At 54.0% G+C, this 25,723-nt stretch carries 20 protein-coding genes; 15 read left to right on the forward strand and 5 right to left on the reverse strand.

Annotated elements, in window-relative coordinates; genetic code table 11:
- The first annotated feature begins 96 nt into the window (after positions 1-96).
- From tyrB to GO007_RS25660, 3 genes are all read left to right on the forward strand, one after another.
- Positions 97-1,284: an aromatic amino acid transaminase gene (gene tyrB, locus GO007_RS25650; RefSeq protein ID WP_095104900.1), complete on the forward strand. Its 1,188-nt coding sequence runs from the start codon at positions 97-99 to the stop codon at positions 1,282-1,284.
- A gap of 286 nt (positions 1,285-1,570) precedes the next feature.
- A complete protein-coding gene (aphA, locus tag GO007_RS25655) occupies positions 1,571-2,284 on the forward strand; it encodes an acid phosphatase AphA (RefSeq protein ID WP_095104902.1) in 714 nt (237 codons plus the stop codon).
- Between the two features lie 233 nt (positions 2,285-2,517).
- Positions 2,518-2,874, forward strand: coding sequence for an MmcQ/YjbR family DNA-binding protein (locus tag GO007_RS25660; RefSeq protein WP_095104904.1), 357 nt, complete (start codon positions 2,518-2,520; stop codon positions 2,872-2,874).
- Here the strand turns inward: GO007_RS25660 and uvrA are convergent, their stop codons facing one another.
- Positions 2,875-5,700, reverse strand: coding sequence for an excinuclease ABC subunit UvrA (uvrA, locus tag GO007_RS25665; RefSeq protein ID WP_095104906.1), 2,826 nt, complete (start codon positions 5,698-5,700; stop codon positions 2,875-2,877). It lies immediately after the preceding gene.
- A gap of 252 nt (positions 5,701-5,952) precedes the next feature.
- Between uvrA and ssb1 the strand changes: the two genes are divergently transcribed.
- The 4 genes from ssb1 to GO007_RS25685 all read left to right on the forward strand — a co-directional run bounded on the left by ssb1 (position 5,953) and on the right by GO007_RS25685 (position 11,046).
- Complete coding sequence (gene ssb1 / locus GO007_RS25670) at positions 5,953-6,495, forward strand: single-stranded DNA-binding protein SSB1 (protein ID WP_095104908.1); 543 nt, start codon at positions 5,953-5,955, stop codon at positions 6,493-6,495.
- Between the two features lie 401 nt (positions 6,496-6,896).
- On the forward strand, positions 6,897-7,985 hold the full coding sequence (locus GO007_RS25675) for a cellulase family glycosylhydrolase (protein ID WP_095104910.1): 1,089 nt from the start codon (positions 6,897-6,899) through the stop codon (positions 7,983-7,985).
- A gap of 45 nt (positions 7,986-8,030) precedes the next feature.
- Positions 8,031-9,425 (forward strand): MFS transporter, encoded by a 1,395-nt coding sequence (locus GO007_RS25680; RefSeq protein ID WP_095104912.1) that lies wholly within the window; start codon positions 8,031-8,033, stop codon positions 9,423-9,425.
- A 277-nt stretch (positions 9,426-9,702) separates the two neighbouring features.
- Positions 9,703-11,046, forward strand: a complete 1,344-nt coding sequence (locus tag GO007_RS25685; protein ID WP_095104914.1) for a carbohydrate porin — start codon at positions 9,703-9,705, stop codon at positions 11,044-11,046.
- Between the two features lie 84 nt (positions 11,047-11,130).
- Here the strand turns inward: GO007_RS25685 and GO007_RS25690 are convergent, their stop codons facing one another.
- Positions 11,131-12,681 (reverse strand): MltF family protein, encoded by a 1,551-nt coding sequence (locus GO007_RS25690; RefSeq protein WP_095104916.1) that lies wholly within the window; start codon positions 12,679-12,681, stop codon positions 11,131-11,133.
- Between the two features lie 83 nt (positions 12,682-12,764).
- Positions 12,765-13,115 (reverse strand): helix-turn-helix transcriptional regulator, encoded by a 351-nt coding sequence (locus tag GO007_RS25695; RefSeq protein ID WP_095104918.1) that lies wholly within the window; start codon positions 13,113-13,115, stop codon positions 12,765-12,767.
- A gap of 653 nt (positions 13,116-13,768) precedes the next feature.
- Here GO007_RS25695 and bamA point away from each other — a divergent pair.
- Positions 13,769-16,192, forward strand: a complete 2,424-nt coding sequence (gene bamA, locus GO007_RS25700) for an outer membrane protein assembly factor BamA (RefSeq protein ID WP_095104920.1) — start codon at positions 13,769-13,771, stop codon at positions 16,190-16,192.
- A 443-nt stretch (positions 16,193-16,635) separates the two neighbouring features.
- A complete protein-coding gene (iraM, locus tag GO007_RS25705) occupies positions 16,636-16,986 on the forward strand; it encodes an anti-adapter protein IraM (RefSeq protein ID WP_095104922.1) in 351 nt (116 codons plus the stop codon).
- Positions 16,987-16,997: 11 nt separating this feature from the next.
- Here the strand turns inward: iraM and GO007_RS25710 are convergent, their stop codons facing one another.
- Both GO007_RS25710 and GO007_RS25715 read right to left on the reverse strand, forming a co-directional pair.
- Positions 16,998-17,465, reverse strand: coding sequence for a hypothetical protein (locus tag GO007_RS25710; RefSeq protein WP_198389070.1), 468 nt, complete (start codon positions 17,463-17,465; stop codon positions 16,998-17,000).
- A gap of 21 nt (positions 17,466-17,486) precedes the next feature.
- Positions 17,487-18,365: a transcriptional regulator gene (locus GO007_RS25715; protein WP_095104925.1), complete on the reverse strand. Its 879-nt coding sequence runs from the start codon at positions 18,363-18,365 to the stop codon at positions 17,487-17,489.
- 449 nt (positions 18,366-18,814) lie between these two features.
- On the opposite strand from GO007_RS25715, the gene GO007_RS25720 reads away from it, so the two are divergent.
- The 6 genes from GO007_RS25720 to GO007_RS25745 all read left to right on the forward strand — a co-directional run bounded on the left by GO007_RS25720 (position 18,815) and on the right by GO007_RS25745 (position 25,719).
- Positions 18,815-19,411 (forward strand): LuxR C-terminal-related transcriptional regulator, encoded by a 597-nt coding sequence (locus tag GO007_RS25720; protein ID WP_223261832.1) that lies wholly within the window; start codon positions 18,815-18,817, stop codon positions 19,409-19,411.
- Positions 19,412-19,551: 140 nt separating this feature from the next.
- Complete coding sequence (gene ecpA / locus GO007_RS25725; protein ID WP_095104927.1) at positions 19,552-20,136, forward strand: common pilus major fimbrillin subunit EcpA; 585 nt, start codon at positions 19,552-19,554, stop codon at positions 20,134-20,136.
- 61 nt (positions 20,137-20,197) lie between these two features.
- Positions 20,198-20,866 (forward strand): EcpB family pilus assembly chaperone, encoded by a 669-nt coding sequence (locus GO007_RS25730; RefSeq protein WP_095104929.1) that lies wholly within the window; start codon positions 20,198-20,200, stop codon positions 20,864-20,866.
- Between the two features lie 24 nt (positions 20,867-20,890).
- Entirely contained in the window at positions 20,891-23,419 is a 2,529-nt protein-coding gene (locus GO007_RS25735; RefSeq protein ID WP_095104931.1) for a fimbrial biogenesis outer membrane usher protein, read from the forward strand.
- A 40-nt stretch (positions 23,420-23,459) separates the two neighbouring features.
- Positions 23,460-25,052, forward strand: a complete 1,593-nt coding sequence (gene ecpD / locus GO007_RS25740; RefSeq protein ID WP_223261833.1) for a fimbrial adhesin EcpD — start codon at positions 23,460-23,462, stop codon at positions 25,050-25,052.
- Entirely contained in the window at positions 25,042-25,719 is a 678-nt protein-coding gene (locus GO007_RS25745; RefSeq protein ID WP_095104935.1) for a fimbria/pilus periplasmic chaperone, read from the forward strand. Before ecpD ends, GO007_RS25745 begins: the two co-directional genes overlap by 11 nt.
- Positions 25,720-25,723 lie beyond the last annotated feature (4 nt).

The following is a 25,723-nucleotide window of genomic DNA, read 5'->3' on the forward strand; positions in this document are numbered from 1 at the left end:
ATCGACGTCGGCTATCCGCCAACATCCTCTCGACCTGCCACGGCTTCCGGTTTATTGTGTTATTACCTGCCTTTTGTAAACCTGGAGAAACATCGCGTGTTTCAGAAAGTTGACGCCTACGCTGGCGACCCCATTCTTTCCCTGATGGAGCGTTTCAAAGAAGATCCGCGGAGTGACAAAGTAAACCTCAGCATCGGTTTGTACTATAACGAAGACGGAATTATCCCGCAGCTGCAGGCGGTGGCGGAAGCGCGTCTTAACTCGCAGCCGCACGGCGCCTCGCTGTATCTGCCGATGGAAGGTCTGAATCCTTACCGTAGCGCCATTGCGCCGCTGCTGTTTGGCGCCGAGCATCCGGTACTGCTGCAACAGCGCGTCGCTTCCATTCAGACGCTGGGCGGTTCCGGCGCGCTGAAAGTGGGCGCGGATTTCCTGAAACGCTACTTCCCGCAGGCGCGCGTATGGGTCAGCGATCCGACGTGGGAAAACCACATCGCCATCTTTGAAGGGGCTGGCTTCGAAGTAAGTACTTACCCCTGGTTTGATAATGGGACCAACGGCGTGCGCTTTGACGCGCTGCTCGAGACGCTGCGGACGCTGCCTGAAGGCGACATCGTGCTGCTGCATCCGTGCTGCCATAACCCGACCGGCGCCGATCTGAGCCATGCCCAGTGGGATGAAGTCGCAAAAGTGCTGAAAGCGCGCAGCCTGATCCCTTTCCTCGACATCGCCTATCAGGGCTTTGGCGCGGGAATGGACGATGATGCCTGGGCGATCCGCACGATTGCCAGCGCCGGCATGCCGATGCTGGTCAGCAACTCGTTCTCGAAAATCTTCTCCCTGTACGGCGAGCGCGTCGGCGGTCTGTCGGTGGTTTGCGAAGATTCAGAGACCGCGAGCCGCGTACTGGGACAGCTGAAGGCGACCGTACGCCGCAACTACTCCAGCCCGCCGAGCTTCGGGGCGCAGGTTGTCGCCGCCGTGCTGAACGACGCGGAGCTGAAGGCCTCATGGCTGGCGGAAGTCGAAGAGATGCGCACGCGCATTTTAGCGATGCGCCAGGAGCTGGTGAACGTCCTGAAAGACGCGGTACCCGGCGTTAATTTCGACTACCTGCTCAAGCAGCGCGGTATGTTTAGCTACACGGGATTCAGCGCCGCTCAGGTCGATCGCCTGCGTGAAGAGTTTGGCGTCTACCTGATTTCCAGCGGCAGGATGTGCGTGGCGGGTCTTAACTCGCGCAACGTTCAGCGCGTCGCACAGGCATTTTCTGCAGTGATATAATACCGCAGTAATATCCGGCCCTTTCTGGTGTTAAGGAGAGGGCAATTCCCTTCCTGAAGTGTGATCATTCTCTTTTTCTATGACATCCGAGCAGAAACCTCTTTTCATCACCGGATGCGGAGGTTAAGGTCATGGTGAATTTATAAGCATCCACATTATTGAAAATTATAATGATTCGATTATTTACACACGCAATCATGCAAAATGCGTCAAAGCCCCAGGGAGCGTTCGTCTAACCGTGGCCGTCAAAGAGGCAGTTTGAATGATGACGTTTACAGGGATAAATATGCGCAAAATCACTCTGGCCTTCGGGGCCGTCTGCCTGCTGTTCACGCTAAATAGCGCCGTCGTTGCCCGCGCGTCTACGCCGCAGCCCCTCTCTACGGGGACCAACGTCGCTAAACTCGCTGAACAGGCGCCGATTCACTGGGTATCGGTGGCGCAGATTGAAAATAGCCTGCTGGGGCGCCCGCCGATTGCGGTGGGCTTTGATATTGACGATACCGTGCTGTTTTCCAGCCCAGGATTCTGGCGCGGCCAGAAAACGTTCTCTCCCGGCAGCGATGCTTACCTGAAAAATCCCGAGTTTTGGGAAAAAATGAACAACGGCTGGGATGATTTCAGCATGCCGAAAGAGGTCGCGCGTCAGCTGATTGCGATGCACGTTAAGCGCGGCGATAGCATCTATTTTGTGACCGGACGCAGTCAGACCAAAACCGAAACGGTATCGAAAACCTTGCAGGATGATTTCCTGATCCCCGCGGCAAGCATGAATCCGGTTATTTTTGCCGGCGATAAGCCGGGGCAGAATACGAAAACCCAGTGGCTGCAGGAGAAAGATATTAAGGTCTTCTACGGCGACTCGGATAACGATATTGGCGCAGCCCGTGAGGCGGGCGCGCGAGGCATTCGCATTCTGCGCGCCTCCAACTCCTCCTACAAGCCTTTACCGATGGCCGGCGCACAAGGGGAAGAGGTTATTGTGAACTCCGACTACTGATCGTCTGCGGGCGAAATGATAGCGAGCAACAGCGGCAGCCAGCGGGCTGCCGTTTTTTTGTACAAAATCCGCCCCGGAAGGTTTTACCTTTTCGCTTATTGCTGCACACTTAGAAAGATTCATTCGCAGCATGAATGGCTTATCTGGCATCGACAGCCGGGCCGCGGTATGGCTCGCGGAATATCGCATTCACGGCGGTTCGCGCTATCGCGTCGCTCATGGGGGAATATTAGATGACAATATCGGAGTTATTGCGCTACTGCATGGCTAAACCTGGCGCGGAGCAAAGCGAACACAGCGACTGGAAGGCTACGCAGATTAAAGTGTCGGACGTGCTGTTTGCGATGGTCAAGGAGGTGGAGGATAAGCGCCCTGCGGTGTCGCTGAAGGCCAGCCCGGAACTTGCCGAGCTTCTGCGGGAGCAGCATGTTGACGTTCGCCCTAGCCGGCATTTAAACAAGGCCCACTGGAGTACGGTGTTCCTTGATGGTTCGCTGCCGGATTCGCAGATTTACTACCTGGTCGACGCCTCTTATCAGCAGGCGATTCGGCTGCTGTCGGAGCCGACCCGACAGCAGCTTTCGCAGTGATTAGCCCAGCAACGGCTTGAGGAAATGCGCGGTGTACGAGGCTTCGCACTCGGCAACCGTCTCCGGGGTCCCGGAGACGAGAATTTCCCCGCCGCCGCTGCCGCCTTCCGGCCCGAGGTCCACAATCCAGTCCGCGGTTTTGATGACGTCCAGGTTGTGCTCAATGACCACGATGGTGTTGCCCTGATCGCGCAGCTGATGCAGAACGTCCAGCAGCTGCTGGATATCGGCGAAGTGCAGACCGGTCGTCGGCTCATCGAGAATATACAGCGTCTGCCCGGTTCCGCGCTTCGACAGCTCGCGAGCCAGCTTCACGCGCTGAGCTTCACCGCCGGACAGCGTGGTCGCCGACTGGCCAAGGCGGATATAGGTCAGGCCTACGTCCATCAGGGTTTGCAGCTTACGCGCCAGCGCCGGCACGGCATCGAAGAACTCGCGCGCCTCTTCGATGGTCATATCCAGCACTTCATGGATAGTCTTGCCCTTGTACTTAATCTCCAGCGTTTCGCGGTTATAGCGCTTGCCCTTGCACTGGTCACACGGAACGTAGATATCCGGCAGGAAGTGCATCTCGACCTTGATCACGCCATCGCCCTGACAGGCTTCACAGCGGCCGCCGCGAACGTTAAAGCTAAAGCGCCCCGGCGTGTAGCCGCGTGAACGTGATTCCGGCACGCCGGCGAACAGTTCGCGTACCGGCGTAAACACGCCGGTATAGGTTGCCGGGTTAGAGCGCGGCGTGCGGCCAATGGGGCTCTGGTCGATATCGATAACCTTATCGAAATGCTCCAGCCCCTGCACATCGCGATACGGCGCCGGTTCGGCGATAGTCGCACCGTTGAGCTGGCGCTGGGCGATCGGGAACAGCGTATCGTTAATCAGCGTTGATTTACCCGAACCGGACACGCCGGTAATGCAGGTAAATAAACCGACCGGCAGCGTCAGGGTAACGTCCTTCAGGTTGTTACCGCGTGCGCCGGTCAGCTTCAGCACCTTTTGCGGATCGGCGGCTACGCGCTGTTTCGGTACTTCAATCTTGCGCTTGCCGCTCATGTACTGCCCGGTCAGGGATTCAGGCACCGCCATAATATCCTGCAGCGTGCCCTCTGCCACCACCTCCCCGCCGTGCACGCCAGCGCCGGGACCGATATCGATCACGTGGTCAGCGGCGCGAATAGCGTCTTCATCATGCTCAACGACAATGACCGTATTACCCAGATTACGCAGGTGAACCAGCGTCCCGAGCAGGCGTTCGTTGTCGCGCTGATGCAGGCCGATGGACGGCTCATCGAGAACGTACATCACCCCGACCAGCCCGGCGCCTATCTGGCTTGCCAGGCGGATACGCTGGGCTTCACCGCCGGACAGCGTCTCTGCCGAACGCGAGAGCGTCAGGTAGTTCAGGCCGACGTTGACGAGGAATTTCAGGCGATCGCCGATCTCCTTCAGCACCTTTTCAGCGATTTGCGCCCGCTGGCCGGAGAGCTTCAGGTTGTTGAAGAAGTCCATCGCGTGGCCAATGCTCATATCGGAGATAGTGGGCAGCGGCGTATTTTCGACGAATACGTGGCGCGCTTCGCGGCGCAGACGGGTGCCATCACAGCTGGTACAGGAGCGGTTGCTGATAAACTTCGCCAGCTCTTCGCGCACCGCGCTGGATTCGGTTTCTTTGTAGCGACGTTCCATATTGTGCAGAACGCCTTCGAACGGATGGCGGCGTACGGAGGTGTCCCCGCGATCGTTCATGTACTTGAATTCAATGTTCTCTTTGCCTGAGCCGGACAGAATCACTTTCTGCACGTCGGCATTGAGTGTGCCCCACGGCGCTTCGATATCGAACTGGTAATGCTCAGCCAGCGACTTCAGCATCTGGAAATAATAGAAGTTACGCCGATCCCAGCCGCGGATCGCGCCGCCAGCCAGCGACAGCTCCGGGTTTTGGATAACCCGTTCGGGATCGAAATACTGCTGCACGCCAAGGCCGTCGCAGGTTGGGCAGGCGCCGGCGGGGTTGTTGAAGGAGAACAGCCGAGGTTCCAGTTCGCGCATGCTGTAGCCGCAAATCGGGCAGGCGAAGTTGGCGGAGAACAGCAGCTCTTCCGCTTTCGGGTCGTCCATATTGGCGACAACGGCGGTCCCTCCGGAGAGATCCAGCGCGGTCTCAAACGATTCGGCCAGCCGCTGGGAGAGATCGTCACGCACCTTGAAGCGATCGATAACCACTTCGATGGTGTGTTTCTTTTGCAGCTCAAGCTTTGGCGGATCGGAGAGATCGCAGACTTCGCCGTCGATCCTCGCCCGGATATAGCCCTGGCTCGCAAGGTTTTCCAGGGTCTTGGTATGCTCGCCTTTACGCTCTTTAATGATTGGCGCCAGCAGCATCAGGCGCTGGCCTTCAGGCTGGGAAAGTACGTTGTCGACCATCTGGCTGACGGTTTGCGCCGCCAGCGGGACGTCGTGGTCCGGGCAGCGCGGTTCGCCGACGCGGGCGTACAGCAGACGCAGATAGTCGTGAATTTCGGTAATGGTGCCTACCGTAGAGCGGGGGTTATGGGACGTTGATTTCTGTTCGATGGAAATCGCCGGCGACAGCCCCTCGATATGGTCGACATCCGGCTTCTCCATCAGCGACAGGAACTGACGCGCGTAGGCGGAGAGCGATTCAACGTAACGACGCTGCCCTTCGGCATACAGCGTGTCGAAAGCCAGTGAGGATTTGCCTGATCCTGAAAGCCCGGTGACGACAATCAGCTTGTCGCGGGGGATAACGAGGTTGATGTTTTTGAGATTATGGGTGCGGGCGCCCCGAACTTCGATCTTATCCATTCACCTTTCCCGGTAGGTAGATACACGGATTGCCTGGTTTGTATGAAGAACAAACGGCGGAAACGGCTAATTATGGCACAATCCGACCTGTTTGAATATACAGTATTGGAATGGCAGCGGGGGTTGATGGTGAAAAATTGTATAGCGATAAGATGTTTACTGGAATCGACGTCCCAGCTATCTAAATGCACCTTTGTGGTGTTAGTATTACCGGTTTACACTTATTAAGAAACGTATTCAGGAGATTCGATTATGGCCAGCAGAGGCGTAAACAAGGTGATTCTCGTCGGTAATCTGGGGCAGGACCCGGAAGTACGCTACATGCCAAGTGGCGGCGCAGTCGCTAACTTCACGCTGGCGACTTCCGAATCCTGGCGCGATAAGCAGACCGGCGAAATGAAAGAACAGACCGAATGGCACCGCGTTGTGCTGTTCGGCAAGCTGGCTGAAGTGGCTGGCGAATACCTGCGTAAAGGTTCGCAGGTTTATATCGAAGGCCAGCTGCGTACCCGCAAATGGACCGATCAGTCCGGTGCAGAGAAATACACCACTGAGATCGTGGTCAACGTTGGCGGCACCATGCAGATGCTGGGTGGCCGTCAGGGCGGCGGCGCTCCGGCAGGCGGCGGGCAGGGCGGACAGGGCGGTTGGGGTCAGCCTCAGCAGCCGCAACAGCCGCAGGGCGGCAACCCGAACCAGTTCAGCGGCGGCGCGCAGTCTCGCCCGCAGCAGCAGGCTCCGGCAGCGCCTTCTAATGAACCGCCGATGGATTTCGATGACGACATCCCGTTCTAATCAACACCCGTTTTAGAATAGCGGTCTCAGAATCATAAACCCTGCTCCGGCAGGGTTTTTTTGTACTATTGTGTCCTGCTTCCTGCTTCCTGCTTCCTGCTTCCTGCTTCCTGATGCCACTGCCAGGCAGCCACGGCACCTGACATGTATTTGAAATAAATTAGTTTTTAAACAACAGGTTAATTTGTTTTTTCCGCGTTCCACAGCTTCCCTATCCGCTACTCACCTTCTTGAGAAATCGCCTCATCCCTGACCCGTTTCTTATGCGTAGTCGATCACGTTTCATCTTCATCAACGCACCAGGTTTGTGAGGATTATCTCTTTTCAGCATGCCGCCATTTGCTCATTTAGGGCATAACTAATATTTATTAGCTAATTATTATCAGTAATCAGGAGCAATGATGAAACAGCAGTGGAGCAAAGAGCAGGCGCAAGCGTGGTATCAGCAGCAGGGCTGGCTTTGCGGGTTTAACTATCTTCCCTCGACGGCGGTGAACTGGACCGATATCTGGCAGGAGGAGACGTTCGATGAGCCAACCATCGATCGCGAACTGGGCTGGGCGGCAGAGGCGGGTTACAACACGCTGCGCATCAACCTGCCGTTTATCGTCTGGGAGGACGATCGCGACGGCCTGATGGCGCGCATCGAGCGTTTCCTGGCAATTGCCGATAGCCACGGTTTTAGCACCATGCTGACGCTGATGGATGACTGCGGTTTTTCGGGCGATGAACCGTATCTGGGGCCGCAAAAACCGCCGGTACCCGGCAAGCATAACAGCCAGGCGGCGGCGAGCCCCGGACGGGATAAGGTCTGCGACCGCGACAGCTGGCCGCAGATCGAATGCTATATCCGCGACGTTATCCGCCAGTTCCGCGACGATAAGCGCGTTCTGCTGTGGGATCTCTATAACGAGCCGGGGAATCGCGGCATCTTTGCCACCGGCACGGTTGAGGTGCTGTACGACGAAAAGCTGGAAACTTATGCCCATGAGCTGATGGAGCTCGCCTTCCGCTGGGCGAGGGAAGAGGACCCGACGCAGCCGCTGACCGTCTGCGCCTGGCGCCTGTCAGAGGAAGTGGAAGGCGAGACGTTCTACCAGCAGCCGCTGGATCAGGCCGCGCTGACCCTCTCGGACGTGGTCAGCTATCACGCCTATACCAACACCGCCCGCATGACGGCGATTATCCAGCAGCTGCAGCAGCTGGAGCGGCCGATTTTTTGCACCGAGTGGCTGGCTCGCCACGTTGGCAGCACCATCGAAGAGCAGCTGCCGCTGATGTATATGGCGAAAGTCGCGCCTTATCAATGGGGCCTGGTGCGCGGGAAAACCCAGACCTGGCTGCCGTGGCCGGTGGTGATGAAGGAATCTACCGATTACTGCCGGCTCTGGTTCCACGACGTCTTTGAAGAGAACGGGATCCCGTTCTCCCGCAAAGAGATTGCGCTCATCCGCAGGCTTCGTCACATCGCCCAGCCGTCACGGGCATAATAACAATATATCCGGCGGTACGCCGCCGGGATTAGGGTACACACTATGGCAACGACAATGAAAATACCGTCTCGCGAGTTGTGGTCTTATTTTGGCTATGGTTTAGGTCAGTGTTTTAGTTTTGGTTTAGTGGGTTCGTTTATTAACTATTTTTATACCGATGTGCTGGGCATATCGGCGCTGGCGGCCAGTACGATTTTCCTCATTGCGCGCGCGTGGGATGCGGTTCACGACCCGCTGTTCGCCAGCATCATGGACACCATTAACAGCCGCTTTGGCAAGTTTCGCCATTTCCTGCTAATTGCGCCGCTGTTAATCACCGGGGTCACGCTGCTGGCGTTTTATAAAATCGAAGCAGATATGACGACCATGATTATCTACGCCGGGGTGACCTATATATTGTGGGGCACGCTGTACGCGATATCGGATATTCCGTTCTGGTCGATGTCCTCGGTGATGACCAACGACTCCGGTCAGCGCACCCGCGCGGTGACGGCGGCGATGCTCGGCGTCAATGCCGGGATTGCCTGCGCCAACATCTTCTTCCCCAGGCTTGCGGCGTTCTTTGCCCAGTACAGCGACGATAAGGGCTATTTTATGGCGGCGCTGGTGATGATGCTGGTCGGCCTGCCGCTGATGCTGAACGGTTTTTTCCAGATTAAAGAGCGCGTGCAGGCCGGTCCGGAAAAGGTCACCATGCGCGATACCTTTCATAATCTGCGGCAGAACAAGCCGTTATTTATCGTCCTGCTGTCATTCTTTTTCTGCGTATTCCACAACGTCGCCGGCGGGATTTACATCTATTTCTTTATCTACAATATGGGCGACGGCGGGCTGCAGATGGCGATCGGTATTATGGGGATTGTCGCGGCGGTGCTGTGCCTCGTGGCCCCGATGCTGACGCGCAGAATGCAGAAGCGGAAGCTGTTTATGATCCTTTGCGGGCTGGATATTCTGGTGCGCGTGGTGATGTGGTTTGCGGGCTATCAGCACGCAGCGCTGCTCTTTATTCTGCTGGGTTTAAGCACGCTATTTATCATGATGAGCAATATCCTGACCTCATCGATGATTGCCGACACCATTGAATACGCCGAATATCATACCAACAAGCGCTGCGCGGCCATTACCTTCTCCGGACAAACGTTTACCGGCAAAATGTCGGTGGCCGTCGGCGGCGGATTAATCGGCGTATTTTTGACGCTGATAGGCTACGTGCCGCAGGCGCAAATTCAGAGCGAGAGCGTGCTTAACGGACTGTTCTTCGGCATCTGTCTGCTGCCCGCATTTGGCTCACTGATCAGGATGGGCTGCATGTCGCGCTACACGTTTACGGAAGACAAGCATGCGGAGATTTGCGCTTTACTGGCGGATCGTCGGCAGGCTACGAGGCCGGAAAATGATGGCGAAGAAACGCTTAAGCAACCGCTGCCAATAAATTAGTTACGCCGTTAAAACAGGCTATCGGGTAAATAGCCGATTATATCCCCGAGCGGGAGCAGCATCCCCAGGAGAAAACATACTGACAGGCCAGCAGCTCTCTGAGCTTACGCCGTTATGGCGTGCTGGAGCCCGGGTCTGGTCGCGCAAATAATAGTGTTACTGTCGTTAATAACCCGTCTGTGACGGTGGGCGGGTTATTATTGTCATCATCGTCATGCTTTATCCATAAACCCTAAATAATAAACTTCATTTAATTAAATAATAAAAGGCTTTACCGATGAATAAAATATGGGTCGGCTGTTTTTTGACGTCTTTATTTACCCCTGTGGTCAATGCTCAGGCGTCGTTATCCCTTGAGGAACGACTGGCACAAATGGAACAACGGCTGAAGGCGACCGAGCAGCGAGCGGCCAGCGCGGAGGCGGAGATCCACGCATTAAAACGTCAGGATACGCCAACGGCGGCGGCCAGCGCCGCGCCGGCCAAACCCGCTTTAGAACTTAATGATTATGGCGAAATAAAATTTTACGGCGACGTTGAGTTTAATATGGACGGCGCCAGCCGAACCGGCAGCCTGACCTCGATAAAAACCAGCGCCAATAAAAACTGGGCTCCGGGAGATAAAGAACGCTGGGATATTAACGGACGTATTCTGCTGGGCTTTGATGGATTACGGAAAGGCGCTAACGGTAAATACGCCGGATTTAGCGTACAGCCACTGGCGGATATGAATGGCAAAATGAATCTTGATGATGCGGCATTTTTCTTTGGTCAGGAGGATGACTGGAAAATTAAAATCGGACGCTTCGAAGCCTATGATATGTTCCCGCTTAATCAGGATACGTTTATTGAGTATTCTGGCAACACGGCGAACGACCTGTATAGCGACGGCTACGGGTATATTTATATGATGAAAGAGGGGCGCGGACGCAGCAGCAGCGGCGGCAACTTCCTGCTGAGTAAAACCCTGGATAACTGGTATTTTGAAGTGAATACGCTGGTGGAGGACGGCAGCTCGCTGTTTGTTGATCGGAGCTATCACGGCAATGCGCTGGATAATCGTAAAAATGCGGTTTACGTGCGCCCGGTGGCGGCGTGGCGGTCCGGTGCCTGGTCGGTGGCGGCGGCGCTGGAAAGCAACCTCGTGAATAACGCCTACGGTTACCAGAATCAGGATGGCCGCTGGGTCGATCGGTCCAGCCGTACCGGCTACGGTATGACCCTCAGCTGGAATACGCAGAAGGCTGACCCGCAGGATGGGGCGGTGGTCAATTTGAGCACCGCGTATCTGGATGCGGCGGACGAAAAGGACTTCAGCGCCGGGATTAATGTGCTATGGCATCGCGTGGAGCTTGGCTATATCTACGCGCATAATAAAATCGACCAGTTCAATCTGTCCGGGGTGAGCGCGGAGTGCGATGGGGACTGCGCGATTCTGGCCCCGGGACGCTATGACATCCACACCATTCACACCTCGTGGCAGTTGCCGAATATCATGGATATGCCGAACTTTAATATCTACCTCGGGGCTTACGCGTCGTGGCTGGACTCGTCCGCAACGAAAACCGGCAATACCGATGAGCGCTACGGCGCGCGGGTACGTTTCAAATACTTCTTCTGATAGGGCAAGCGGCGCATATTTTGAGATACGCCATCCCGGCTGGCAAAAACCCCGCTTCGGCGGGGTTTTTATTGTCTTTTCGCCTCACTGCGCGACCGGTATGCCGCCTGTTTTAAACGAAATATCCGCGCGTCGGGCGCCGGCGGTTGCCTTCTGCCTGCGCGTCATCTCATCGACGATCAGCCGGTAGGCGATGTAGTACTTATAGATATTGCTGACGTAGGTCACGGTCTCGGAGCCGATCTTCTCTGCGGCCAGGTACTCCACGTTGCCAAACCAGATATTAGGGTCAAAACCGCGCTTTTTCGTTTCAACCCGCAGGCGGGCTATTCTCGCCGGTCCGGCATTATAGGAGGCGAAGGAGAACAGCGCCTTATCGAGCTGCGTCATCGGCTCGTCGCCGTAGTACCGGTCTATCATCCAGCGCATATATTTCACCCCGGCGTGGATATTCGGATCAAGCTTGCTGATATCGCCCACCTTCAGCTCCTTACCGGTACGCGGCATAACCTGCATCACGCCTATCGCCCCGACGTGGCTGCGCACCGACTGATTAAGGCGCGACTCCTGATAGCCCTGGGCCGCCATCAGCAGCCAGTCGACGTCGTAGCGATCGCCGTACTTACGAAAGATATCCACCATCGCTAAAAATTTACGCCGCTCCTTTTGCGCCGCCGCGTTTTTGACATATTTAGCATCTTTCAGGTAGCGCAGCAGGATGGTATTCCCCAGCCTGCTGCCCTGGCTGTTGGTCTTCACAAACTGATTAAGCGAAGCGAGCAGCTGGGGGCTCTCTTTGCGCACCGCCCAGGCGATGCTGGCATCATCGCGCAGGACGATAGTCTGGTGTACCTCGATTTTAGGGAACACCTGCTGCCAGAACAGCGCCTTATGGCGATCGACAACGGTCAGGGGGATAAGGCCGGCGTTGAGCATCTCAATCAGGTCCTCATCCTCAAGCGATTCCGGGGCTGCATCAATGACCACCGGCTGGCGCGACTCTTTCAGAAAGCGCGCGTTTAGCGCGACCAGGCTCTGGTAATAGCTTGAGGAACGGCGCACGAATACCGTCTTGCCCGAGAGCTGGTCGATATCGCTGACCGCGGGAGAGCCCGGCCCGGAAAGCAGCAGCTCCTGAACGCGGGTATAAAGCGGCGCGCTGAAGGCGACCTGCTGCTGGCGCTCCGGGGTGATGGTGAGGTTCGCGGCGACGATATCACCCTTACCGGCATTGAGCGCGTCGATCAGCTGGTCGCGCGCCACCGGAACGAAGATGATCCGCACCTTGAGGTGGCGGTGCCGGAGCTTATTCTCCTTCATCAGCTGACGATTAAGGTCGCGCTCGTACTCAATGAAAATGTCATGCGTGGCGCCGCGCTGGGTGCCCTTATTGATAAAGAAAAAGGTTTTGCTGTAGGTGGTCAATACCCGGATGGTGCGCCGCTCGAGCATGCCGGAGAAATCCCCCCGCCAGGGTTTTAGCATCTCTTCGGGATTGATCTCCAGGGTCTCTCGCGGCTCGGGCGCCGGCGGTTTTTTCTCCGCGGAAGCGGCATAAACGGAGCCAACAAACAGCATCGCGATCAGACAGGTAAAGTAAGCGATAAATAATCGCTGCAAACAGAGGATGTTCATGGCGCGGCACTCCGCAGGGGCATCCTTTCATTTTAGTCAACTCCGGGCGGTTAGCGCGTTCGCCTGGCGGCTGAACGGCGGCCTTATGCCGCTGAAATTTTACGAAACTGCGTAGGCGTGACTGAATAGTATTTTTTAAAGGTCCGATTAAATGCGCTGATGTCCTCATAGCCGGCCATAATGCAGATATCGACGATGCGAAAGGCCGGTTTTATCTGCAGTAAATCCCGACAAAGCAGCATCCGCTGCTGCCTGATGAATTCCATTGGCGACATCCGGAAGTATTGCTGGAAAAGGCGAAACAGGTGCCACTCTGAATAGCCGGAAAATACGCTTAGCGCATTCACGGTGAGTTTTTTCTCCAGATTATTTTTTATCCAGCACACCAGTTCGTGCAGCACGGCCTGTTGGACCCCATTTTTACGCTGATTCATGCCAGTTCCAGAACGATGGCGCCCGCCGCTTCATGGCGTGGGCAGAGGGTGATGTCACGGTCAGGTTCCCGCCCGGCATGGCTCTCTGCCGGGTCTCGGTGTCCAGCGCCGCCGCGGGAAAATGCCTTACCGTCCCTGGCAAGGCGCCACTACTTTGCTTTTAGATATCGCAACCGGCTTTCCATGATGCTCCCATAAGCCTCTGCGACCTTATCCTGTCATTTTGAGGAAAATATGAAGAAACAGGATTAATATATCTGGTGATATATTTTTGAGCACATTCCGTGGCGCGGACTGCATAATTTATTCAATATCTCTTCATTTTATCTGCGGCATTATAAGCTAATTTTTGCGTGTTCCTGGTCAACCCCAGAGAGCATCATTCCTAACAAGATCTTTCCCCCTTTCAACCAATGCGGAAGGGGGCTTTTTTATTTTTTATAATTAATTAAAAATGCTTTATATATTACTGCCTGACTCTCTCAGACCGAAAAAACAGGTTCGAGTTCCGCTGATAAATATTTTTATTTACGGTTCTTTAAGATCCATCTTTTCTCCATTGTTTCATCATAATTAAGTGCAATTCTGCGCCTCGCTTACGTTAATCCCAGCAGATTCATGCTATTTCTAAATCTCTCTTAAATAAAACGCCCATGCTAAAGAAAACAAATATCATTGCCGGATTATTGATTTCACCCTTAACGCTTTATGCCGCAACGTCGAACCCTGTTGATGATATTCGCTTTGAGGGCCTGCAGCGCGTTACCGTGGGAGCGGCACTGTTGAGCATGCCCGTTCATCCGGGAGAAGAGGTCTCCAATGACGATATCAGCGACGCGATACGCGGCCTGTATGCCAGCGGCAACTTTGAGAATGTGCAGATCCTGCGCGATGGCCGTGCGCTGGTGGTACAGGTTAAAGAGCGCCCGACCATTGCCAGCATAAGCTTTGCCGGCAATAAGTCGGTTAAAGACGAGATGCTGAAAGATAATCTAACCGCCAGCGGGGTTGAGGCGGGTAGCGCGCTGGATCGTAACGCTCTCAGCGAAATAGAAAAGGGATTACAGGATTTTTATTACAGCGTCGGAAAATATAGCGCCAGGGTCCATGCGGTGGTGACGCCGCTGCCGCGCAACCGCGTAGATTTAAAATTCGTCTTTCAGGAAGGGATGTCGGCAACTATTGCCCAGATTAATATTATTGGCAATAAAGTATTTAGTGAAGAAACGTTGCTCGACCAGCTTCAGCTGCGCGATCATGTTCCGTGGTGGAATGTCGTCGGTGATAAAAAATATCAAAAACAAAAAATGGCGGCCGACCTTGAAACGCTGCGCAGCTATTATCTCGATCGCGGCTATGCGCGTTTTGCCATTAATTCCAGCCAGGTCAGTATTACCCCGGATAAAAAATCGCTATATCTTACGGTCAACCTTGCGGAGGGGGAACGCTATAAGGTAAACCGCACCATCGTGACGGGGGATATGGCCACGCATGGCCAGGAAATTGATGCGCTGGCCCAGCCGCTGTCCGGCCAGTGGTATAGCGGAGCAGAGATTACCGCAGTAGAAAACGCGATTAAAAAGCGCTTCGGTAAATATGGCTATGCCTGGCCGCAGGTGGCGACGCATGCCGAAATTGACGATCGGCAGAAAAGCGTGACGTTGCGTATTAACGTTGAGGCCGGCCGCCGCTACTCCGTACGGCAGATTCGTTTTATCGGCAACGATACCTCGCGCGATGCCGTTTTACGCCGTGAAATGCGCCAAATGGAGGGCGCGTGGCTCAATGATGAAAAGGTACAGCAGGGAAAAGAGCGCCTTGACCGCACGGGCTATTTCGAGACCGTTGAGAAAGAGATAACCCCGGTTGCCGGCAGCCAGGATCGGGTTGATGTCGTCTATAGGGTTAAAGAGCGTAATACCGGCTCATTTAACGTCGGTCTGGGGTTTGGTACCGATAGCGGCGTCAGCTACCAGCTGGGAGTGACCCAGGATAACTGGCTGGGTACCGGCAACAGCGTCAGCTTTAACGGGACCCGCAATAGCTATCAGTCCTATGTTGAGCTCGGTGCGACGGACCCCTATTTTACCGTCGACGGCGTTAGCCTGGGCGGCAAAATTTTCTATAACAGCTACGACGCCTCCGATGCCGACTCCGGCAGCTATAACCAGCAGAGCTACGGCATTGGGAGCAATCTCGGCTTCCCGATTAGCGAAAATAACTCGCTGAATCTGGGCGTCGATTATGTCCACAACCACCTGACCAATATGGAACCGGAGCTCACGACCTGGAATTACCTTAACTCGCGGGGAATTTATCCGCAGGTGGTGACCAAAGATGGCGACAGCGGGGCGGAATATAGCGCCAATGATTTTTTTGTCAGCCTGGGATGGAGCTATAACGATCTCGATCGCGGGTTTTTCCCCCGCTCCGGCAACAAAAGCAGCCTGAGTGGCAAAGTGACCGTCCCGGGATCTGATAACAGCTATTACAAGCTGACCCTCGATACCACCCAGTACGTGCCGCTAAATGAAGGCCAACGCTGGGTGTGGATGGAGCATCTGAAAGCGGGCTATGCCGGCGGCCTGCAGGGTAACGCCGTGCCCTTTTACGATAATTTCTACGCCGGCGGATCGTCATCGGTACGCGGCTTCTCCTCAAATACCATCGGCCCGAAAGCGGCCTACTATCGCTGTAATGGTTCTGAAAGCAGCTATAGCGGCTGCCCGCTGGATACCTCTTCCGACGCGGTAGGGGGGAATGCGATGGCGGTGCTGAACAGCGAGTTTATTATTCCTACGCCGTTTATTAGCGACAAATACGCCGACAGTTTGCGGACCTCGCTCTTTGTCGATGCGGGAACGGTATGGAGCACCTCGTGGCAGAATAGCGCCCAAACGCTGGCTGCGGGGATCCCGGACTATAGCGACCCGCTGCATATCCGAATGTCGGCGGGGATTGCGGTACAGTGGATGTCGCCGCTAGGCCCGCTGGTCTTCTCATGGGCTGAGCCGTTTAAAAAGTACGATGGCGATAAGACCGAGCAGTTCCAGTTTAATATCGGCAAAACCTGGTAAGCGGAGGCAAAGAGCAGCCCTGCGACCACCACGCCGCTGCGTGAATGATGACGGTCGGAGTGTTATCACTCACCCAGCGGGGGGCGGGGCGGATCGACTCACATTCCCCCGGCGGTTATTTTCCCGCCAGCGGGAAAGTGAGAGCTCTGACCCGAAAATAGTCTGTTTTCCCGTTATCTCGTTGCTTAATCTGAATTCCGCCTCAATATTTTTTTGTAAAGTTATGCAGGGTTATTTTATGATTTTCTGGCTTTATCTATAAATATGTATTTGTAGGGTCTTTATCTACGTATTAAATATTAGGGTGGTTACTTGTAAATGGCTGGATCGGTTTTTACGGGGGGCCGTTGCATATCACATTATTGCGGTGAGGACTTGCGATTAATTATAATATTTGCTATCTCTGGACACATGGTTGCAGGCCAAGGATACAAGGACGAAATATGAAATGGACGGTTCTTAATACAATCATATGCCCGCATTCTGGGGTGGCGTTCTCCAGTATATGCGGATTACGGTTTTTAAAATTTATCATCTGGTATGAAGCGGATATTCTTTTGATTCCCGGCGAGTCAATGAAGCTGTATTCATCTAAGGTTCTGATAAACAATAAATACCACTTCTTTAAAGTTTATAACATTGCGACCTACAGCGATACGCAGTGGGAGGCGCTGAGAGAGCGGCCATCCTGCCCCTATGACTTCGGTGCAACGACCGCAGAGGGTTGCTGCTACCAGCCGCACTGTGTCATTAAACGATGTCCTGTCAGCTATCAACGCCAGGCTATATGCTAAACTGGCGGCTATTAAGCGCGGGTATTTTCACAGACGAAATAGGGCGTATTTGTCGACATCAATACCCACGCATCAGACTTTACCTTTATTATTTTAATAATGAAGTTATCTTCCTTGCTAATTTCTGTAAAGAATGGCGGGAAAATATCATCGAACTTTTCAGAGAATGCCGGTGAGCTGGTTCTCATGTTTGAGTTATTGTTTTTGAAAATATAGATGTTGCTCTTGTTTTTAGTGTAAGAGAAGTATTTGCGAATGATGATATTATCCCGTGCATTTCCGGAATTGCCGCTAAAGGTAATTAGACCATTACCATTTTTAGTGAAAAACGTAACTGAAAAGGAGAACACTTCATCATCATTGATAATCGAAAAGGCAGAGTTACAGTCAATGCTATCATCATCTTCGCGGAAGTTAATGTAATATATGGTACCACCGATCATCATAACAATGATTATGAGAGTTATTACTTTCTTCATTTTATATACCGATGTTGTGTTTTATTTTAAGTAGTAAGATGAGGTACAAAATGACTTCTTGCTTGATTTAAGCGGATAGCGACAAACGATCAGCGACGTTCTGCTCGACGGATAGTGATTGGTAATATATACCGTTTGCCCATCGGAACAGGTGATGTGCTTCTCCTGAAGAAAATGAATAAAAAACTCATCAAATCTTAGATCATCATTGCGAAACACCGTACAGGCACCGGGAGTGGCCAGTTCGGTATAAGAGGCGAAAGGCGCGCGAGTTTCAGTAAAATAATAAATATATACGAACAGTGCTATCGCCAGCAGGCTTGCGAAACCCGCAATTTTACATGTTCCTTTTTCTTTTCCGGCGAACCTGAGACCAGAGAGTATTCGCGGGGAGATCTTGTGTTCTTTTTCTGGCGGCAGTGACGATACGTTATCCTGAGGAGGTCCCGGGTCTTGTCGCTGCAGGTCGATGCTTTCTACTGCCGGAGGTTGGTGGAGGTTATTAACAATTTCCTCAACATTCTGTTCACTATTGCCTTTGGGCCCCGGCTTGTTTTCAATACGCTGAGCCAAAATGGCGGTCTCATCGGCAATCATAAACCCCCGTTTCGGGATCGTTTGAATTATGGTGCCGTTAACCTGCAGGCGATTTAGTGATTTGCGTAGCAGAGAGATGTTTTGGTGTAGGGTATTCGGCGTAACGTTCATCCCTCTTTCTCCCCAGGCGTTATGCAACAGCTCCGCCTGGGTGACTATTCTGCCCTGGTTTTTAATTAATAAAACAAAGCAAAGGCTTGCTGGAATTGCCAGAGTGATACGCTCATTGTTTTCTATAGAATGCAGAGTATGCGCCGTAGGGTTGAACCTGATCGTGTTCTCGATAACGTAAATAGTATCCATATATCGTTTCTTATCGTGAGAATAGTTACCGCTGCTGATATTTATCTAAGATTTGATATTGCGATACTAGCATTAAAGCTTACCCGCAGCATTCATTCATAACTAAGAATTATCTTAATCCACCAGGATGTTTGTTATAAAAGGCCTCATATTTGTTAACTTAAGGATATTTATCATTTTATTTTCAATGAGTTACGTTTTTACATAAAATCAACAAATGTGATTTCTTTACACTTCATAACTTTATGAGTAATAAAATATGAGCGCTACGACTATTATTGCTACACAAAGTTTTTCGGCGGTGACGTAACAATATTAATAAAAGGATGTGGTCGTCCTGCGATAACAATGTTAATAAATAGCAAGATCGTGCCAGGTTGTTGTTACGAGTCCGATATAATCAATAAAGAAGGCGTCGTGGAGGTGTTTTTTTCGGACTGGTTGGCCCAATGGAACAGAGGCTGGTTATTATGGCTGTACTGATTGTAACTGATAATTATTTCTTTATGCAGGGCTTGAGCCATTTGGCCGATGACTTCTGTTATATCGGTTGTGCCGGTAGTTTTGATAGTGCGAATGCCCGTGAGCAGTGTATGGCGCTGAGTGCTGAAGACTATGTGATTATCCATTTTTCACACTTAGACCATATATTATGTTTCTACAGGTACTATCTTTCTAATAGCCTGGCGAAAGTTGTTGTGGCACCGGATGCAAAGTTTGTTAGCGACGTTTCGGACATTAATGATATTTATTTTCTCTCGGCCAATGCCAGCGTCAAGGCGGTAGAGAACATGTTAAAACTTAAAAAGTATAAAATAAGAAAGAGAAGCCTGACCGCACGGGAAGAAAAAATAATGTCATTAATGATTATCGGTAATTTGATTAATGATATTTCGGAGATGCTCGGTTTAAGCATCAAGACGATTAGCTTACATAAAAGTAATACCAGCAATAAAGTCGGTTTAATTAACACCAACAACATAACGATGCTGGCCCTGATGCGATTTATTCTGCCGGCATCGAAGAGTGGGGTGCGATTTATTTAATCGGCCTGACAAGCACATCCTGTCGATTTATTAAAGTATTTGTTTTTAAGGACCCGTGGTTCTTAAAGGCGATCATTCCATAAAGAACTATGGAACAGTATGGGCCATAAAAAGCCTCTTATCTTTATCAGGTGACAAATATGAAATTGAAAATGTTGGCAGCAGCTCTGATTACTACTTTCTGTGTTGGCGCTGTTCAGGCCGCTGATGTTACGGCTCAGGCAGTAGCGACCTGGTCTGCAACCGCTAAAAAAGATACCACCAGCAAGCTGGTTGTCACTCCGCTGGGCAGCCTGGCTTTCCAGTATGCTGAAGGGATCAAAGGCTTTAACTCGCAGAAAGGCCTGTTTGATGTTGCGATTGAAGGCGATGCTACCGCAACGGACTTTAAACTGACTTCCCGTCTGATCACCAATACCCTGACTCAGCTGGACACCTCTGGCTCTACGCTGAGCGTCGGCGTTGATTATAACGGCGCGTCCGTAGAGAAATCTGCTGACACCATCATGATCGACACCGCAAACGGCGTACTGGGCGGCAACCTCAGCGCGCTCTCTAATGGCTACGACCAGACTGGCCGTACGACCGCTCAGGATGGTTTCAACTTCTCTATCGTTAGCGGCACCCTCGACGGCACTACGGATGTAACGGATTACAGCACGCTGCCGGAAGGGATCTGGAGCGGCGACGTCAGCGTACAGTTCGACGCGACCTGGACCAGCTGATTTCCCTGTAGCACAAAGCGGGGGGGAGTTCCCCCTGCTTTCTTTCACGGATTGAATTCCCATGAAAAACCGTATTCTGGCTATTGGCCTCTGTTTCTGCGCAATTATGCCGGCCCAGGCGCTGGACGTTGGCGATATCTCCTCTTTTATGAACAGCGACAGCAGCGTGCTCAGCAAAGAGATAAAAAATACCACCGAGAGTGGACGTCTGATCAATATCCATATGGAGCGCCTCTCCTCACCGCTTGATGGCGGCAGCGTCATTCCGATGGAAAGCCAGGATGAAGTTTTGCTTACGCCAGCCAGCCTGCTGCTGCCGGCGAAGAGCAGCGATGTTATTCGCTTTTTCTACAAAGGCCCGACGGATGACAAAGAGCGCTATTACCGCATCGTCTGGTTCGATCAGGCGCTAAGCGACGCGCAGCGCAATGGCGCAGCCCGCAGCGCGGTAGCGACGGCATCGGCCCGTATTGGCACCATTTTGGTCGTTGCTCCCCGCAAGGCGAATTACCGCTATCAGTACGCCAACGGAACGCTGGTGAATAGCGGAAACGCGACGCTGCGTATTCTCGCCTACGGCCCATGCCTGAAGGCGGCGGACGGCAAAGATTGCAAAGAAAATTATTACCTCATGCCCGGTAAAGAGCGCCGATTCACGCGCGTCAATCTTGCCGATAAAAAAGGACGGGTCGCTCTCTGGCAAGGCGAGCAGTTTGTTCCCGTAAAATAACAATGATGCTGACGGGATAAGCTTATGCCACGACTACGGATTTCCCCGGAGCTGAAAGCGCTCCTGGCTTACGGTATGGTGATTTTTTCTGTTCCGCTAAGCGTCAGCGCGGCCCCGGAGCAGATACCGCAAATCGGCGGCGTAATTATTCCCCGGGCGTTTAGCCAGGCGCTACAGGACGGGATGAGCATCCCGCTCTTTATTCATCTGGAAGGCAGTAAGGGAAACGAGGACGATCAGCGCCTCGGTAGCGCTTTTATCTGGCTGGATAACGGCGTGCTGCGCGTACGCCAGATCCGGCTGGAAGAGAGCGATAATAATGCCACCGTTAGCGCCCAAACCCGGCAGATGCTGTCCTCGCTGGCGAACGAGTCGTTCGACAGCGATCTGCGCATTAAGGTCACCGCCGACGCGCAGCTGCAGCTCAGCCTGCGCCAGCTTTTGCTCCAGCTGGTGGTAAAAAAAGAGGCCCTGGGCACCGTGCTGCGATCGCGCAGCGAAGATATCGGTCAGTCCAGCGTTAACGCGCTCAGCAGCACCCTGAACTATAACCTCGGCGTCTATAACAACCAGATGCGCAACGCCGGCAACAGCACTTCCAGCTATCTGTCGATGAACAGCGTTACCGCCCTGCGCGAGCATCATCTGGTGCTGGACGGCTCGCTGTACGGCGCCGGAACCAGCAATCAGGACAGCGAGCTGTATAAGGCGATGTACGAGCGTGATTTCGCCGGTCACCGCTTCGCGGGCGGGATGCTCGATACGTGGAACCTGCAGTCCCTCGGTCCGATGACCGCCATTTCGGCAGGGAAAATTTACGGCGCCTCCTGGGGCAACCAGGCCAGCTCGACGGTATTTGATAACTCCCAGTCGGCCACGCCGATTATCGCGTTCTTACCCTCCGCCGGCGAGGTGCACCTGTCGCGCGATGGCCGCCTGCTGAGCGTGCAGAACTTTACGATGGGCAACCATGAGGTTGATACCCGCGGCCTGTCGTACGGGATTTACGATGTTGATGTTGAAGTTATCGTCAACGGCCGGGTGGTCAGTAAACGCATCCAGCGGGTAAACAAGCTGTTCAGCCGGGGACGCGGAGCCGGAGCGCCTTTGGCATGGCAGGTCTGGGGCGGAAGCTTCCATATGGACCGCTGGTCAGAGGGCGGCAGAAAGACGCTGCCTGCCAAAGAGAGCTGGCTGGCCGGGGCCTCCGCAACCGGCTCGGTGGGCGCCTTCAGCTGGGCCGCAACCGGCTACGGCTACGATAGCAACGCCGTTGGCGAGACCCGGCTGACGCTGCCGCTGACGCAATCCATCAACGTCAACCTGCAAAATATGCTGGCCAGCGACAGCTCGTGGAGCAGTATCGGCAGCGTCAGCGCCACGCTGCCCGGCGGCTTTAGCTCAATCTGGGTCAACCAGGAAAAGACGATAATCGGCGACAGGCTGCGGCGCAGCGACGCCGATAACCGGGCGATTGGCGGGACGCTGAACCTTAACCCGCTGTGGTCAAAGCTGGGCACCTTCAGCATCAGCTATAACGACGATCGCCGCTATAGCAGCCACTACTACACCGCGGACTACTATCAGACCCTCTACAGCAACGCCTACGGTTCGCTGGGCCTGCGCGCGGGGGTCCAGCGCTTTAATAATGGCAACAGCGGCGCCAGCACCGGGAAATATATCGCGCTCGACTTTTCTCTGCCGCTCGGCAACTGGTTTAGCGCCGGGATGACCCACCAGAACGGCTACACCATGGCCAACCTGTCGGCGCGCAAGCAGTTTGAGGAAGGGAGCGCGATCCGCACCGTCGGCGCCAATATCTCCCGGGCAATCTCCGGCGACACCGGGGATGACAAAACCCTGAGCGGCGGCGCTTATGCCCGGTTCGATACCCGTTACTCCAGCGGGACGCTGAACGTTAACAGCGGCACCGATGGCTACGTGAACACCAACCTGACCGCCAACGGCAGCGTGGGCTGGCAGGGTAAAAATATTGCCGCCAGCGGGCGTACCGACGGTAACGCCGGGGTGATTTTTAATACCGGTCTTGAAGATGACGGCAAGCTGAGCGCCAAGGTTAACGGGCGGGTATTCCAGCTCTCGGGTAAACGTAACTATCTGCCGCTCTCGCCCTACAGCCGCTACGAAGTAGAGCTGCAGAACAGCAAAAACTCGCTCGACAGCTACGACATCGTCAGCAGCCGCAAAAGCCGCCTGACCCTCTATCCGGGCAACGTGGCGGTTATCGAACCGGAAGTGAAGCAGATGGTGACCGTATCCGGGCGTATTCGCGCCGAAGACGGCACGCTGCTGGCCAATGCGCACATTAATAACCACATCGGGCGTACCCGCACCGATGACAACGGCGAGTTTGTGATGGATGTAGATAAAAAATTCCCGACCATCGACTTCAGCTACGGCAACAACCAGCGCTGCGAAGTGGAGCTTGAGATTAACAAAGCGCGCGGGGCGGTATGGGTCGGCGATGTGACCTGTAACGGCTTGAAAACCTACGCCAGCAACCTGTCGACGGGAGAGAATTATGAAGGCTAAATGGGGTGTGCTATTGACGATTTTGCTCGCCTTGACCGCAATGACGCGGGCCTATGCGGCGGTGTCCAAAACGAACTGGCCCGATGCGGTGGCGGTGCAGTATGTGTTTGTGGAAAACAACTCTGACGATAACTTCTTCGTCACCCCAGGCGGCGTACTCGACCCGCGTCTGACCGGCGCCAGCCGCTGGACCGGGCTGAAGTATACCGGTACCGGCACTATCTATCAGCAGAGCCTGGGCTATATCGATAACGGCTACAACACGGTGCTGAACGCCAACTGGCAGTTTGATATGTGGCTGGAGAATTCGCCGGTATCCAACCCGCTGAGCGGCCTGCGCTGTATTAACTGGTACGCCGGCTGCGATATGGCGACCAGCCTGATTCAGGCGCCGGTGCTGGATGCGAGCGGTTTCTATGGCGCGACGGTTACCACCGGCGGGGCTAAATGGATGCACGGTATGTTATCCGACGCCTTCTACCAGTATCTGCAGCAAATGCCGGTAGGCGGCAGCTTCTCCATGACCATCAACGGCTGCCAGACTTCCGTTAATTACGATGCCAGCAGCGGGGCGCGCTGTAAGGATCAGGCTTCCGGGAGCTGGTATACCCGCAAGGTCACCCATACCAAAGCCGCAAATTTAAGGCTGCTGAACACCCATTCCCTTACCGAAGTATTTATCAACACTGACGGGGTGCCAACGGTCGGTGAGGGGAGCACCAACTGCCAGCCTCAGACTATCGGCACCCGCTCCGGCCTGAGCTGCAAGATGGTTAACTATGCTCTGGAAAACAACGGCCTGAGCAATGCCTCTATCCATATTTTCCCCGCCATCAGCAATTCGTCGCTGGTCTCTGCGGTGGGCATCTATGATATGCAGTTCAGCCTCAACGGTAATACGTGGAAACCGGTAAGCGGCATCGCATACTATTACAACTTCAATGAAATGAAGTCCTCTGACTCAATTTACATTTTCTTTTCGAATAACTTCTTTAAGCAAATGGTCGCGCTGGGGATCAGCGATATAAATACCAAAGATTTGTTTAACTTCCGCTTCCAGAACACCACTTCGCCGGAGTCCGGCTGGTATGAGTTTTCTACCTCTAACGCCCTGATTATCAAGCCGCGCGATTTCAGTATCAGCATTATTTCCGATGAGTATATCAGCGCGCCGACCCGCGAGGGCTACGTGGGGCAGGGCCGGCCTTCGCTGGATTTTGGCTATATCGTCACCACCAGCGGCAGGACCGCCGCCGATGAGGTGCTGATCAAGGTTAACGGCCCGGCGCAGACCATCGGCGGGCGTTCATACTGCATCTTCAGCTCCGCGGACAATGCGACGAAAGTGCCTTTCCCGGCCACGCTGACCTTCACGACGCAGAGCGGCGGCAACAAAACCTACGATGCCGGCTGTGACGATAGCTGGCGCGACATGACCGAGGCGCTGTGGATGAGCACGCCGTGGAACGATGCTTCAGGCGATCCTGGCGTGATGAATAAAACCACGGTGAAGTTCTCCATCCCGATGAATGACGGGATCTCGCTGAAAACTATTGATGATGACGGCTGGTTCGGGGAAGTGAGCGCTTCAGGTGAAATTCGGGTTCAGGCGACGTGGCGAAATGTTAACTAATACGATACGCGCGATGGCGTGGCTGCTGGCCCTCTGCCTGCCGGCGGTCGGACAGGCCATATCGGTAGGTAACCTGACCTTCTCGCTGGGGGCGGAAGAGAGCTTTGCCGCGAAGCGGGTGCTGAATAATAACAGCAGCGCCCGCCTGTATCAGGTCTCGGTGGTCGGTATTGACCGTCCGGGCGGGAAAGAGGTTCGCTCCCGCCCGGCGGACGGCGAGCTGCTCTTCGCCCCGCGCCAGCTGACCCTGCAGGCGGGAGAGGGGGAATATTTTAAATTCTACTATCACGGTCCCCAGGACAACCGCGAGCGCTACTATCGGGTCTCGTTTCGTGAAATTCCCACCCGCAACCGCGTCGAGCGCAATACCGCTGGGGCGGCGGTGAGCATCGACCCGGTGGTCGTGGTGGAGACCATTATGGCGGTGCGTCCGCGTCAGGTAGCGTTTAAGTGGGCCTTTGACCGCCAGGCGGGCACCGTCAGCAATAGCGGCAACACCTGGTTTAAGCTGCTGATTAAGCCCGGATGTGATGCAACGGAAGAGGACGGCGACGCCTGGTATTTACGCCCTGGCGACGTGGTGCGCCAGGCCGCACTGCGGCAGCCTGGAGATAAGTACATTATTTACAACGACAAATTTATCAAAATATCCAACGACTGCCCGTAGCCAT

The sequence above is a fragment of the Klebsiella sp. 10-1 genome, assembly GCF_009758445.1.
Classification (GTDB): domain Bacteria; phylum Pseudomonadota; class Gammaproteobacteria; order Enterobacterales; family Enterobacteriaceae; genus Klebsiella; species Klebsiella scottii.